The organism is Phaeospirillum tilakii, assembly GCF_042683125.1.
Lineage (GTDB): Bacteria > Pseudomonadota > Alphaproteobacteria > Rhodospirillales > Magnetospirillaceae > Phaeospirillum > Phaeospirillum tilakii.
Genome location: NZ_JBHUIY010000016.1, coordinates 30,906 through 44,013, shown reverse-complemented (window position 1 = coordinate 44,013; position 13,108 = coordinate 30,906). Strand labels below are relative to the sequence as shown.

Annotated in this window: 13 protein-coding genes; 6 read left to right on the top strand and 7 right to left on the bottom strand. The window is 71.4% G+C overall.

Annotated features, from left to right (window positions below; all coding sequences use genetic code 11):
* Positions 1 to 10 precede the first annotated feature (10 nt).
* Together ACFSNB_RS09640 and ACFSNB_RS09635 are read right to left on the bottom strand one after the other, a co-directional pair.
* A complete protein-coding gene (locus tag ACFSNB_RS09640) occupies positions 11 to 223 on the bottom strand; it encodes a rubredoxin (RefSeq protein WP_377315966.1) in 213 nt (70 codons plus the stop codon).
* Positions 224 to 335: 112 nt separating this feature from the next.
* Positions 336 to 977: a hypothetical protein gene (locus tag ACFSNB_RS09635; RefSeq protein WP_377315965.1), complete on the bottom strand. Its 642-nt coding sequence runs from the start codon at positions 975 to 977 to the stop codon at positions 336 to 338.
* Positions 978 to 1,185: 208 nt separating this feature from the next.
* On the opposite strand from ACFSNB_RS09635, the gene ACFSNB_RS09630 reads away from it, so the two are divergent.
* The 6 genes from ACFSNB_RS09630 to ACFSNB_RS09605 all read left to right on the top strand — a co-directional run bounded on the left by ACFSNB_RS09630 (position 1,186) and on the right by ACFSNB_RS09605 (position 8,976).
* Positions 1,186 to 2,187, top strand: coding sequence for a bifunctional riboflavin kinase/FAD synthetase (locus ACFSNB_RS09630; protein ID WP_377315964.1), 1,002 nt, complete (start codon positions 1,186 to 1,188; stop codon positions 2,185 to 2,187).
* Positions 2,184 to 5,051, top strand: a complete 2,868-nt coding sequence (gene ileS, locus ACFSNB_RS09625; protein WP_377315963.1) for an isoleucine--tRNA ligase — start codon at positions 2,184 to 2,186, stop codon at positions 5,049 to 5,051. The genes ACFSNB_RS09630 and ileS overlap by 4 nt, the downstream gene beginning before the upstream one ends.
* A complete protein-coding gene (gene lspA / locus ACFSNB_RS09620) occupies positions 5,051 to 5,581 on the top strand; it encodes a signal peptidase II (protein ID WP_377315962.1) in 531 nt (176 codons plus the stop codon). Before ileS ends, lspA begins: the two co-directional genes overlap by 1 nt.
* Positions 5,568 to 6,146, top strand: a complete 579-nt coding sequence (locus tag ACFSNB_RS09615) for a DUF3035 domain-containing protein (protein WP_377315961.1) — start codon at positions 5,568 to 5,570, stop codon at positions 6,144 to 6,146. Before lspA ends, ACFSNB_RS09615 begins: the two co-directional genes overlap by 14 nt.
* A gap of 128 nt (positions 6,147 to 6,274) precedes the next feature.
* Entirely contained in the window at positions 6,275 to 7,672 is a 1,398-nt protein-coding gene (locus ACFSNB_RS09610) for a M16 family metallopeptidase (RefSeq protein ID WP_377315960.1), read from the top strand.
* Positions 7,672 to 8,976: a M16 family metallopeptidase gene (locus ACFSNB_RS09605; protein ID WP_377315959.1), complete on the top strand. Its 1,305-nt coding sequence runs from the start codon at positions 7,672 to 7,674 to the stop codon at positions 8,974 to 8,976. Before ACFSNB_RS09610 ends, ACFSNB_RS09605 begins: the two co-directional genes overlap by 1 nt.
* Before the next feature lie 192 nt (positions 8,977 to 9,168).
* Here ACFSNB_RS09605 and ACFSNB_RS09600 read toward each other — a convergent pair whose 3' ends face one another.
* The 5 genes from ACFSNB_RS09600 to ACFSNB_RS09580 all read right to left on the bottom strand — a co-directional run bounded on the left by ACFSNB_RS09600 (position 9,169) and on the right by ACFSNB_RS09580 (position 13,076).
* Positions 9,169 to 9,765: a YfbR-like 5'-deoxynucleotidase gene (locus ACFSNB_RS09600; RefSeq protein WP_377315958.1), complete on the bottom strand. Its 597-nt coding sequence runs from the start codon at positions 9,763 to 9,765 to the stop codon at positions 9,169 to 9,171.
* 37 nt (positions 9,766 to 9,802) lie between these two features.
* The gene (locus ACFSNB_RS09595; RefSeq protein ID WP_377315957.1) at positions 9,803 to 9,925 is read right to left on the bottom strand and encodes a hypothetical protein; all 123 of its coding nucleotides are present in this window, start codon (positions 9,923 to 9,925) and stop codon (positions 9,803 to 9,805) included.
* Positions 9,926 to 10,006: 81 nt separating this feature from the next.
* Positions 10,007 to 10,447 (bottom strand): YcgN family cysteine cluster protein, encoded by a 441-nt coding sequence (locus ACFSNB_RS09590; protein ID WP_377315956.1) that lies wholly within the window; start codon positions 10,445 to 10,447, stop codon positions 10,007 to 10,009.
* Positions 10,444 to 11,307, bottom strand: a complete 864-nt coding sequence (locus ACFSNB_RS09585) for a 4-(cytidine 5'-diphospho)-2-C-methyl-D-erythritol kinase (protein WP_377315955.1) — start codon at positions 11,305 to 11,307, stop codon at positions 10,444 to 10,446. The genes ACFSNB_RS09590 and ACFSNB_RS09585 overlap by 4 nt, the downstream gene beginning before the upstream one ends.
* A gap of 8 nt (positions 11,308 to 11,315) precedes the next feature.
* Positions 11,316 to 13,076, bottom strand: a complete 1,761-nt coding sequence (locus ACFSNB_RS09580; protein WP_377315954.1) for a tetratricopeptide repeat protein — start codon at positions 13,074 to 13,076, stop codon at positions 11,316 to 11,318.
* Positions 13,077 to 13,108 lie beyond the last annotated feature (32 nt).

The window sequence follows — 13,108 nt, the reverse complement described above, 5'->3', positions numbered from 1 at the left end:
GGTGGCTCCGTCAGTGGAGGTACAGGTCTTTCGGGGCGCCGCAATGGGGGCACAGCCAGTCGTCGGGCAGGTATTCGAACGGCACGCCCGGCCCGATCGCCTGCAAGGGCTCACCCTGCGCCGGGTCGTAGACATGGCCGCAGCGGTTGCACACCCACAGGGCCAGCCGGCCATCGCTCTCGCGCGCGACGGCCCCGGTGCGGGAGGGGGTGGTTTCGCTCATCGCCCGACTGTAGAGGATCCGGCGGTGACGGCGGGTGGCGTTTTGGTGAAATGTCGCGCGGGCGCTGCCCGCGGGCCCGCCGGGGCGATGCCCCGGCCCCCCTTCTTTCTCGTTAGAACGGCGCGGCGGGCGCGGTCTGTTCCGCCTCGATCCGGCGGGCCATCTCGGCCAACCCGGCCTCGGTGCGGTTCTTCCACGCGCTGTCGACCCCGATCAGTCCGGCGCCGATCCGTTCGAACCGGCTGGAAAAGCAGATCGTCAGCCGTTCGCGCAGCACGCTGCCGCCGTCCGTCCGGGCGGTGATGGTGAACTGGGTGATGGTCGGGTTGACGTGTTCCTCGTCATCGACCAGCGTCACCGAGGGATCGGACACCAGGGTCATCCGGCTGACGCCGTCGGCCTCGACCACCTTGTGGCGCGAGCGCACCAACTGACCGTCGGCAACCTGTTCGGTCACCCATTCCGCCCCGGGCACCAGATCGCCGCCGCCGATCACCTCGGTCTTGCGGTTGTCGGGATTGAGGGCGAGGAAATGGCGGTCGAGCCGGGCGAGGAAGGCGGCCACCGCGCGGGGCGGGGCGGCGACGTTGACCGCGCCGTCGATCACCATCGCCCGGCTGGTGTCGAGCCCGCTCGGATAGCGGCCGACCGGATGGCGGCCATTGTCGGCGCCCGGCACGGCCTCGGCCCAGGCGGCGGGGGCGGTCAGCCCGAGGATCAGGCCGAGCAGGCCGGCCTTGACGGTTCGATGCAAGATGAAAGGCTCCTTACAACGTGACGGCGGATCAGAGATGCGCCAGCAGTAGAGCATCTCGGGCGGGCGAAGCCAGATGACAAATCGGTCATCGCCGCCGCCGGGGCCGGCCGGGCGCGGCGTGGCGCGACCTTGGGGTTGCGCTTTGCGCTGTTATCGAATACCCCTTGTCCCCTTCCCTGGTTTGTGCTGCGGGTGAACCGATCCGATGCGCCTGATCCGGCATTGCGGCGAGTTTGGTGACGTGCATCGCGGTTGCGTGGTCGCGCTCGGCAATTTCGATGGGGTCCATCTCGGCCACCAGGCGGTGATCCTGGCTGCGCGCGAGCTGGCCCGGGCCCGGGGCGCCGCCTCCGGGGTGATGACGTTCGAGCCGCATCCGCGCCGACTGTTCCGGCCCGATCTGCCGCCGTTCCGCCTGACCCCGCTGCGGGTCAAGGCCCGGCTGATCGAGGCGCTGGGGATCGACCTGCTGTTCCAGCAGAGCTTCGATGCCGGTTTCGCCGGGGTGTCGGCCCATGATTTCGTCGTCGGCTTCCTGGTGGGGGCGATGGGGGTCGGCCATGTCGTGGTCGGCTATGATTACGTCTTCGGCCAGGGGCGCGGCGGCGATTGCGAGTTCCTCACCCGGGTCGGCGACGAACTCGGCTTCGGCGTCACCGTGGTGCCGGCTGCCGAAATCGGCGGCGCCCCCTGCTCCTCGACCCGGGTCCGCGCCGCCCTGACCGCCGGCCGTCCCGCCGAAGCGGCCGGGCTGCTCGGCCATTACTGGGAGATCGAGGGCCGGGTCGAGCATGGCAGCGCCCGCGGCCGCGACCTCGGCTTCCCCACCGCCAATCTGCGCCTCGGCGACTATCAGCGCCCGGCCACCGGAGTCTATGCGGTGCGCGCCGGCATCGACCGGGGCGCCACCACCGTCTGGCATGACGGCGTCGCCAATTTCGGCCGCCGCCCGACCTTCGACCAGACCGACGAGGTGCTCGAAGTCCATCTGTTCGGCATCAGCGAGGACCTCTACGGCCGTCACCTGCGGGTGGCGCTGATCGACCATCTCCGCCCCGAACGCAAGTTCTCCGGGGTGGAGGAATTGCGGGCGCAGATCGTCCGCGACGCCGAAACCGCCCGTGACCGCCTGGGCGGCCTTCCTTTCCCCGCCACGCCGGGACCGATGGTCCCGGTCGCGGCCAGTACCTCCGGATTGAATCGATGACCGTCGACCCCAAGACCACCGTCTTCCTGCCCCGGACCGAATTCCCGATGAAGGCCGGCCTGCCGGCGCTGGAGCCCCGCCTGCTGGAGCGCTGGGCGCGGATCGGGCTGTTCGACCGGCTGCGCGCGACGGCGAAAGGGCGGGAGAAGTTCATTCTCCATGACGGCCCGCCCTATGCGAACGGCCATCTCCATATCGGCCACGCCCTCAACAAGATCCTGAAGGACGTCATCGTCCGCACCCGGCAGATGCTGGGCAAGGACGCGGTCTACGTGCCGGGCTGGGACTGCCACGGCCTGCCGATCGAGTGGAAGATCGAGGAAAAGTACCGCGCCGGCGGGGCCAACGGCGCCAAGAGCAAGGACGAGATCGACATCGTCACCTTCCGCGAGGAATGCCGCCAGTTCGCCGCCGGCTGGATCGGGATTCAGCGCGAGGAATTCCAGCGCCTCGGCATCACCGCCGATTGGACTCATCCCTACACCACGATGACCAATCGGGCCGAATCGATCATCGTCGCCGAACTGGGCAAGTTCCTACTCGACGGCTCGCTCTACAAGGGGGCCAAGCCGGTGCTGTGGTCGGTGGTCGAGAAGACCGCTTTGGCCGAGGCCGAAGTCGAGTATCACGACCACACCAGCATCACCATCTGGGTCAAGTTCCCGGTGGTCACGCCCAGCCTGCCGGCGCTGGAAGGGGCCAAGGTGGTGATCTGGACCACCACCCCCTGGACCATGCCGGGCAACCGCGCCATCGCCTATGGCGCCGATTTCGAGTACGCCCTGGTCGAGGTGACCGAGGCCCCGGCCAGCGGGCTGGCCCAGGTCGGCGAGCGGCTGGTGATCCTGGCCGATCTGGTCGAGCAGGTGGCCAAGGACAGCGGCGCCGCCCTGCGGGTGATCGAGCGGATCCCCGGCGCCCGCCTTGCCGGCACGATCTGTCACCACCCGCTGAAGCACCATCCCGAGGCCAAGGGCGGCTACGATTTCGCGGTGCCGCTGCTGGCCGGCGATTTCGTCACCACCGACACCGGCACCGGCTTCGTCCACATCGCCCCCGGCCATGGCGAGGATGACTGGCATCTCGGCAAGGCCCACAATATCGCCATCCCCGACACGGTGCAGCCCGACGGCACCTATTATTCCCATGTCGCGGTCTTCGCCGGCCAGAGCGTGCTGGCCCAAGGCAAGAACGGCAAATATTACAGCCCGGTCGCCAAGGCGGTGATCGCGGCGATGACCGAATGCGGCACCCTGCTGGCCCACGGCAAGATCGAGCATTCCTATCCCCATTCCTGGCGCTCCAAGGCGCCGCTGATCTTCCGCAACACCCCGCAATGGTTCATCTCGATGGAGACGACCGGGCTTCGGGCCAAGGCGCTGTCGGCGCTGGCCGACACCCGCTTCGTCCCGGCCCAGGGCCGCAACCGGATCGGCGCGATGATCGAAAGCCGGCCCGATTGGTGCGTGTCGCGCCAGCGCGCCTGGGGCGTGCCGATCGCGGTGTTCGTCGAGAAGAAGAGCGGCCAGCCGCTGCGCGACCCGGCGGTGATGGCGCGGGTGGTCGAGGCCTTCGCCGCCGAGGGCTCCGACGCCTGGTTCACCAGCCCGCCCGCCCGCTTCCTGGGCGAGGGGCGCGACCCGGCCGATTACGAGCAGGTGTTCGACATCCTCGACGTCTGGTTCGATTCCGGCTGCACCCATGCCTTCGTGCTGGAAAGCGGCGACTGGCCGGCGTTGTCCTGGCCGGCCTCGCTCTATCTCGAAGGCTCGGACCAGCATCGCGGCTGGTTCCATTCCTCGCTGCTGGAATCCTGCGGCACCCGGGGCCGGGCGCCCTATGACGCGGTGCTGACCCATGGCTTCGTCCTCGACGAGGCCGGGCGCAAGATGTCGAAATCGCTCGGCAACGTCGTCTCGCCGCAGGAGGTGGTCGATGCCCAGGGCGCCGACATCCTGCGGCTGTGGGTGGCCGGCTCGGATTATTCCGACGATCTGCGCATCGGGCCGGAGATCCTCAAGACCCAGGTCGACATCTACCGCCGCCTGCGCAACACCCTGCGCTATCTGCTCGGCGCGCTCGACGGCTTCACCCCGGCCGAGCGGGTGCCGTTCGAGCAATTGCCCGAGCTGGAACGCTGGGTGCTGCACCGGCTGAGCGAACTGGATCAGGGGCTGCGCGCCGCCGCCGAGGATTTCACCTTCCACGGCCTGTTCGCCGAGCTGCATAATTTCTGCGCGGTCGATCTGTCGGCGTTCTATTTCGACGTGCGCAAGGACGCGCTGTACTGCGACACGGCGGAGTCACCGCGCCGCCGTGCCGCCCGCACCGTGTTCGACCTCCTGCTCGACACCCTGTGCAAATGGCTGGCCCCGTTCCTGTGCTTCACCGCCGAGGAAGCGTGGCTGGCGCGCCATCCCTCCGCGGACGGCTCGGTCCATCTCGAAGCCTTCCCCGACCTGCCGGCTTCGTGGCGCGACGACGCCCTGGCCGCGCGCTGGGCGAAGATCCGCGAGGTGCGCCGCGTCGTCACCGGGGCGCTGGAGCGCGAACGCGCCGCCAAGCGGATCGGTTCGGCGTTGCAGGCCAGCCCGCTGCTGACGGTCAGCGCCGAGGTCCAGACCCTGCTCGACGGGGTCGATCTGGCCGAGATCTTCCTGACCTCGGGGGCCGAACTGCGGGTCGGCACCGCCGATCCGGCCGCCTTCACCCTGCCCGAGGTGGCCGGGGTGGCGGTCGAGCCGCGTCTGGCCGAGGGCGAGAAATGCCCGCGCTGCTGGAAGGTGCTGCCCGAGGTCGCCGCCGGCGGGGTCTGCGCCCGCTGCGGTTCCGCGATGGCGGCGGTCGCGGCGGAGGCCAACTGATGCGGTGCGGGGTGCGCGCCGCCCTCGGCCTGTCGGCGCTGGTGATCGGGCTCGACCAGCTCAGCAAATGGGCGGTGGTCGAGCAGCTGATGCGGCCCGAGGGGGTGGTCGGCACCCCGTTCTGGAGCCCCTACCGGATCGAACTCGCCCCGGTGCTCAATCTGGTGATGGCGTGGAACCGGGGGGTCAGCTTCGGCATCGGCAACGGCGCCGAGCCGCTCGACCCGCTGGTGCTGTCGGGCCTGTCCGCCCTGATCGTGGTCGGGCTGGTGGCGTGGCTGCGCCGGGCCGGCTCGGATCTGGTGCGGCTGGCGGTCGGGCTGATCATCGGCGGCGCGCTCGGCAACGTGATCGACCGGCTGCGCTTCGGAGCGGTGGCCGACTTCGTCGATGTCCATCTGGCCGGGCATCACTGGCCTGCCTTCAATCTGGCGGATTCGGCGATCACGATCGGTGCCGTGATGCTGGTGGCCGACTCCTTGTTCCGCCGCCCGGATTCGACTAAGACTGAGAGCCATGAGACCAAATGACCGCTCCCCCCGTCCTGCGCTCGGCCTTGCCGTCCTGATTCTCGGGCTGGGGGTCGGGCTGTCCGCCTGCACCGACGTCCGGCGGTCGCTGGGCTATGAAAAGGCCCCGCCCGACGAGTTCCAGGTGGTCGAACGGGCGCCGCTGACCCTGCCGCCCGACTTCAATCTGCGCCCGCCCCAGCCCGGCGCGACCCGGCCGCAGGAAACCTCGCCGCGCGATCAGGCCCGCCGGCTGCTGGCCGGGCGCAGCCTGACCACCCCGGTCGCCACCGCCGGCCGCACCCAGGGCGACGTGATCCTCGCCAAACGCTTCGGCGCCGAGTCGATCCAGCCCGACATCCGCGTGCTGATCGACAAGGAAAGCCTCGCTTTGGCCGAGGCGGAAAAGAGCTTCACCGACCGGATGGTGTTCTGGCGCAAGCCCGAGCCGGCCGGCATCGCGGTCGATCCGGTCAAGGAAACCCAGCGCCTGCGCGAAAATCAGGCGCTCGGCAAGTCGGTGTCCGAGGGCGAGACCCCGCAGATCGAGCGGCGCAAGAAGGCGATCCTCGAAGGCATCTTCTGATCCGGAGGGCGGCCTGACCGGGCTGCCGCCCGGACCCGCTCGGAGGCCGACGCCTCCGAACCTCCCCTTTGTTTGAAAAAACGGGGGTCCGGGCGGCAGCCCTGCCTTCCCCCTCAGGAGGATGGCCCATGCGCGCGGCGCTCAAACCTTCGTTCCTGCTCGCGGCGCTGCTGCTGCTGGCCCGCCCGGCCGAGGCGCGGCTGTTCGATCCCGAGACCTTCACCCTGGCCAACGGGCTGACCGTGGTGGTGGTGCCCAACCACCGCGTGCCGATCGTCTCGCACATGGTGTGGTACAAGGTCGGCGCCGCCGACGAGGAGCCGGGCAAGAGCGGCCTCGCCCATCTGCTCGAACATCTGATGTTCAAGGGCACCCCCGAGGTGCCGCCCGGGGCGTTCTCGAAGATCGTCGCCCGCAATGGCGGCCGCGACAACGCCTTCACCACCTCGGATTACACCGGCTATTACCAGAACGTCGCCGCCGACCGGCTCGAACTGGTGATGAAGATGGAAGCCGACCGGATGGCCAACCTCGCGCTCGACCGCGACAGCGTCGAGACCGAGCGGGCGGTGGTGCTGGAGGAATGGCGGATGCGGGTCGGCAACAGCCCGGAAGCCCGCCTGTCCCAGCAGATGGAGGCGGCGCTGTTCCTCAACAGCCCCTATCACCGCCCGGTGATCGGCTGGCAGTCCGAGATCGCCCGGCTCGGCCGCGACGACGCCTTGGCGTTCTATCGCCGCTGGTACGCCCCCAACAACGCGGTGCTGGTGGTGGCCGGCGACGTCGATGCCGCCACGGTGCGGCCGCTGGCCGAGAAATATTACGGCGCGCTGCCCCGGCGCGAGCTGCCGCCCCGGTTGCACACCGAGGAGCCGCCGCCCGAGGCGGCGCGGCGGGTGACGCTGACCGATCCGCGCGTCGCCCAGCCGGCCTGGCGCCGGCTCTATCTCGCCCCCAGCGCGCGGGCGGGCGAGACCCGGCTGGCCCAGCCGCTGGAAGTGCTGGCCGAGGTGATCGGCGGCGGCGCCACCGCCCAGCTTTACCGCAGTCTGGTGGTCGAGCAGGGGCTGGCCGCCGGGGTCAGCGCCAGCTACGACCCGGTGGCGGTCGGCCAGACCAGCTTCGCCATCGCCGCGACGCCGCGCCCGGGGGTGCCGCTCGCCAAGCTCGAAGCGGCGATCGAGCGCGAGATCGCCCGCATCGCCAAGGGCGAGATCCCGCCCGAGGAGATCGAGCGGGCCAAGACCCGCCTGCGCGCCTCGTCCGCCTATGCCCGGGATTCGCTCCATACCGGCGCCCAGGTGCTGGGCGAGGCCCTCGCCGTCGGCCTCTCGGTCGAGGAGGTCGAATCCTGGCCCGACCGGATCGCGGCGGTGACCCCGGCCGAGGTGGCCGAGGCCGCCGCCCGGGTGCTCGACCCCCGGGGCTCGGTCACCGGCCTGCTGCTGCCCGAGCCCGGCACCGGCGGGAAACCGTCCGTCCCGCCCGCCGCACCCGCCCAGACGTCCGAACGGGGGATCCACTGATGTCGCGTCTGCTCGCCGTCTGCGCCCTGCTTGTCGCCCTGGTCCTGTCGGGTCCGGCCGGCGCGGTCACCATCGAACGGGTGGTCAGCCCGGGCGGAATCGAGGCCTGGCTGGTGCGCGACCATGCCAATCCGATCCTGGCGGTCGAGGTCAGCTTCCGGGGCGGGGCCTCGCTCGATCCCGCCGGCAAGACCGGGCTGGCGACGATGACCGCCGCCCTGCTCGACGAAGGCGCCGGCCCCTATGGGTCGCAGGCGTTCCAGCGCCGGCTGGAGGATCGGGTGATCGGCCTGTCGTTCGACGCCGGCCGCGACGCCCTGCGCGGCCATCTCAAGACCCTGACCGAGCATCGCGACGAGGCGTTCGACCTGCTGCGGCTCGCCCTGACCGCGCCGCGCTTCGACGCCCCGGCGGTCGAGCGGATCCGCGGCCAGTTGCTGACCGGACTGATGCGCGAATCCGAAAGCCCCGAGCATCTCGCCGCCCGGGCGTGGTTCGCCGCCGCCTTCCCCGGCCATCCCTACGGCCGTTCGCCGCGCGGCGACATCGCCACCGTCAAGACCATCACCGTCGCCGACCTCAAAAGCGAGGTCACCCGCCAGCTCGCCCGCGACCGGATGACCATCGGGGTGGTCGGCGACATCGACCCGCCCGAACTGGGCCGCCTGCTCGATGCCACCTTCGCCGGCCTGCCCGCCCGGGGCGCGGCGCTGACGGTGGCCGAGACCCGCGCCGACACCCACGGCCAGAGCGAGCGGATTGCCCGCGCCATCCCCCAGACCGTCGCCAATTTCGGGCTGGCCGGGATCAAGCGCGACGATCCCGACTGGTACGCCGCGACGGTGATGAATCACATCCTCGGCGGCGGCGGCTTCGCCTCGCGCCTGACCGAGACGGTGCGGGAAAAGAACGGGCTGGCCTATGGGGTGTGGACCGCGCTGATCCCGCTCGACCATGCCGGGGTGCTGTTCGGCGGCGTCGCCACCGAGAACAGCCGGTTCGACCAGTCGCTGGCGCTGATCCGCCAGGAACTGCGCCGGATGCGCGACGACGGCCCGACCGAGACCGAACTGGCCGATGCCAAGACCTACCTCAACGGCTCGTTCCCGCTCGGGCTCGATTCGACCTCGGCGATCGCCCAGTTGCTGGTGCAGATGCAGACCGACCGGCTCGGCCTCGATTTCCTCGATCGCCGCCCCGGCCTGATCAATACCGTCACCGCCGCCGACGTCCGCCGCGTCGCCGCCCGCCTGCTCGATCCCGACGCCCTCGCTTTGGTCGCGGTCGGACCGGCGGCGCCGTAGGGCCCTTCGGGGCTGCCGCCCCGCCCCCCGCCTGGAGGCTGGCGCCTCCAGACCTCCCCCCTTTTTTTGAAAACAAAGGGGGTCCGGGGCATCGCCCCGGGCGGGCCCGCGGGCGGCAGCCCGCGTAACCTGTTTGGTATCGCGCGCGAGCGCGCGGGGGGCGGCAGCCCGCGTAACCTGTTCGATCCGGGATCAGCCCAGCGCGGCGAAGCGATCGAGGAACGCCCGCCGCGCCTGCTCCGCCGGCCAGGGCGTCAGGTCCAGTTCCGGCATCGCGCCGCGAAAGCCCAGCACCTTGCGCGCCTCGGCGATGTCGAACCCCGCCAGTTGCACCGCCTCGGCAAAGGCGGCGGCGCGGTCGGCCTGATGGATCGCCCGCTCCCAGGCTTCGGGCAGGGGCGCGGGCAGGCCGAAGGCGCGCTGGATCGCCGCCGCCACCCGCCGTTCGATCTCGTCATAGGGACGGCCGACCGCGCGCTTGAACGGGGTGATCAGGTCCGAGGTGACATATTCGGCCGCGTCGTGCAGCAGGCCGGCGCGCAAGGCCGGCACCGGCAGGCGGGGCTCGGCCCGGCGCAGCAGATCGACCACCGCGAGGCTGTGCTGGGCGACCGAAAAGCCGTGTTCGCCGTGGGTCTGGCCGTTCCAGCGGGCGACCCGGGACAGGCCGAGGGCGATGTCCTGGATTTCGACGTCGAGCGGCGAGGGATCGAGGATATCGAGCCGGCGACCCGACAGCATCCGCTGCCACGCCCGGGCCGGGGGGGCATCGGCCGGCTGGGACCTCACCGCGTCCGCCCCGATCGCGGGGCGGCGCGGCGGGGGCTCATCCCGCCAGCAGGCTGAACCAAGCCAGCGCCAGTGACAGCGCCACGGTGGTGATCACGGCCATGCGGGAGCTGGTGTCTTCGACCGCCGCCGCCTGAGCCCGGGAAGTGCGCTGTCTCATCGGTCAACCTCCTGGAGCAAATCCTCTCCTGTCCCACGATATGGGAAAGAGGGTCGCCTCGGTCAAGCCTACGCCCGGCGATCATGCCGGCCAAGAGACGATGTGGCGTTCGAGCCGGCGGGTCCGGTTTTCCCGCACGGCACGGCCGCGTACCGAGATGCCGGCGCGGTGGACGCTGTCGGGATCGCCCGACACCAGCGGATGCCACGCCGGCAGCGGCCGCCCCTCGCGCAGCAGGCGGTAGGCGCAGGTCGAGGGCAGCCAGGCGAGGTCGCCGATCACCCGGGGCGACAGCTGGATGCAGTCGGGCACGCTGTCCCAGCGCCGTTCGTAATTGCTACAGGCGCAGGAGGTGAGGTCGAGCAGCTTGCAGGCGACGTTGGTGTAGTGGATCTCGCCGGTATCGGCATCCTCGAGCTTGTGCAGACAGCAGCGGCCGCAGCCGTCGCACAGGCTCTCCCACTCCGCCCGGGTCAGCTCGGACAGGCTCTTGGCCTCCCAGAACGGCGGCGGCGCGCTCATCCCAACAGCGGGGCCGGGGCGACCCACCAGCCGGGCTGGCAGGCGGTCAGCGCGGCGGCGGCGGCGCGGGCGGCGGCCTCGGTGGCGAACAGGCCGAAGCAGGTCGCGCCCGAACCCGACATCCGCGCCAGCAGGCAATCGGGCTGGGCGGCGATCAGGGCCAGCATCTCGCCGATCACCGGCAGCAGGGCGATCGCCGGGGGGGTGAGGTCGTTGCGCCGCGCCGCCAGCGCCACGGCCAAGGCGCGGGCGTCGGCCGGGGCCTCGGTCAGCGGCGCCGGTTCGGAAAAGCCGGCGGTGCGGGCCTTGAACACCGCCGGGGTCGACAGCGGCATCAGCGGGTTGACCAGCACCAGCCAGGCCGGCGGCAAGGCCGGGGCCGGGGTCAGCACCTCGCCCACCCCTTCCATCCGGGTCGGCCGGCCGGCGAGGCAGACCGGGACGTCGGCGCCGATCGACAGGGCCAAGGCGTGCAGGCGCTCGGCCGGCAGGTCCAGCCCCCACAGCCGGATCAGCGCGGTCAGGGTGGCGGCGGCGTCGGCCGAGCCGCCGCCGATGCCGGCGGCGACCGGCAGGCGCTTGGTCAGATGCAGGGTCGCGTCGGCCGGGCGGCCGGCGGCCTCGGCCAGCAGGCGGGCCGCCTTCAGCACGATGTTCTCGCCCTCGGGCAGGCTGGCGGCGGTGGGGCCGTCAACCGACAGGGTCAGCCCCAGGCCGGGGCTGGCGGTCAGGGTGTCGCCCACCCCGGCGAACGCCACCAGCGAATCGAGCAGGTGATAGCCGTCGGGGCGGCGCCCGGTCACCAGCAGGCTCAGATTGACCTTGGCCGGGGCTTCGACGGTAACGGAACGATCGGTCATGGAACGGGTCACTTCACGGTCAAAGGAGGCAGCTGGCCGGACAAAGCCTTGGCTTTCAGCGGTTCGAGCTGCTCCGGTTCGGGATTGAGGGTGAGGGCGCGCTGCCACTGGAAGCGGGCCTCCTCGGTGCGGCCGATCCGCCACAGGGCATCGCCGAGATGCTCGTTGATGGTCGGATCCTCGGGCTTCAGTTCGGCGGCGCGTTCGAGATGCCGGACCGCGCCGGCATAATCGCCGAGGCGGAACAGCGCCCAGCCGAGCGAATCGACGATGGCGCCGTCGTTGGGACGCTGGCGCACCGCCCGCTCCAGCAGCGAGCGGCCTTCCTCGAGATTGCTGCCCTGATCGACCCAGGAATAGCCGAGGTAATTGAGCACGTCGGGCTGGTCGGGCTTCAGTTTCAGCGCCTCGAGGAAGTCGGCCTCGGCGCGCGGCCACTGGCCGGAGCGTTCAAGGGCGATGCCCCGGGCATAATAGAGCGGCCACAGCTGCGGGTTGGCGGCCTCGTGGCCGGCGGCGGCGCGGGTGAGGGCGATGTCGTAGGCCTCGGCCGCCTCGGCGAAGCGTTTGTGGCCGCGCAGCACGTCGCCCAGGGTCATCGCCGCGTCATAGCTGTCGGGGCGGGCCTCGACCAGCCGGCGCAGTTCGGCCACCGCCGCGTCGGTCCGCCCCGCCTCGTCGAGATTGACCGCAAGCCGCAGCCGGGCATAGTCCGCCGCCAGTGAGGACGGGTCGATCGCCAGGAACACCGGCTCGGCCTCGTCGAGCCGGCCCTGGCGGCTGAGCACGTCGGCCAGCAGCAACTGGCACAGCGGGAAATTGGGGCGCAGATCCAGCGCCAGCCGGGCGAACACCAGCGCCAGATCCTGGGCGCCGCTCTGGCGGGCCAGCGAGGCGGTGTCGAACAGCGCCTCGGCCAGCCCGGCGCGGGGGCCGTCGACCACCCGGGGGGCCTTGGCCCCGGCGGCGAGGGCGCGGTCGCCGTCGAACAGCGAGCGGTCGGGCTGTTCGGCGTGATATTTGCGGTAGAGGGCGCGGGCGGTCTCGGTCCGGCCGGTGCGCTGATAGAACGCGCCGGCCGCCTCGATCGCCCGCAGGGTGTTCTGGCCCTCGAGCGCGGTGCGGAAATGGGCCTCGGCCTGTTCGGGCCGGTCGGCCAGATCGGCGATCAGCGCGGCATGCAGCTCGAACACCGGGGCGAAGGCCTTGACGGTGCCGCCGACCTTCAGCAGGCGCAGCGCCCCCTCGGTGTCGCCCCGGCCGGCCTCGGCCCAGGCCAGCAGCAGCGGGGCGATGAAGGCGTTGAGCCCCTTGCGCGGCAGGGCGTCGAAGCGGCGTTCGGCCTCGTCATACTGGCCGGCTTCGGCGGCGCGGGCGCCGAGCAGGATCGCCGGCAGCGGCGCCTCCTCGTCGATCCGCAACAGCCGCTCGGCCATCGGCGCCGCCTCGTCGAGACGGCCCTCGGCCAGCAGCAGGGTGAAGGCCAGCCGCTGGAGGTCGGTGTTGTCGCGGTCGGCGGCGGCGGCGATCGCCAGCAGGCGGGCGGCGGCGCGGGTGTCGCCGTGGGCTTCGGCGAACCGGCCGGCGAGATAGGCGGCCAGACCGCCGGGCTGCCCCGGCACGGCGGCGGGGGCCCCGCTGGCGGCGGCGTCGGCCGCCGGATCGGGAGGCGCGGCCGGGCCGGGGACGCAGGTGGTCAGGCCGACCCCCGCCAGGGCCAGAGCCAGGGCCAGGGCCAGCGGGGGGGGAGAGAGTCGCCGTTCTCGCATCACAGGTTTCCTCGGGGGGGAGGCGCCGGAGT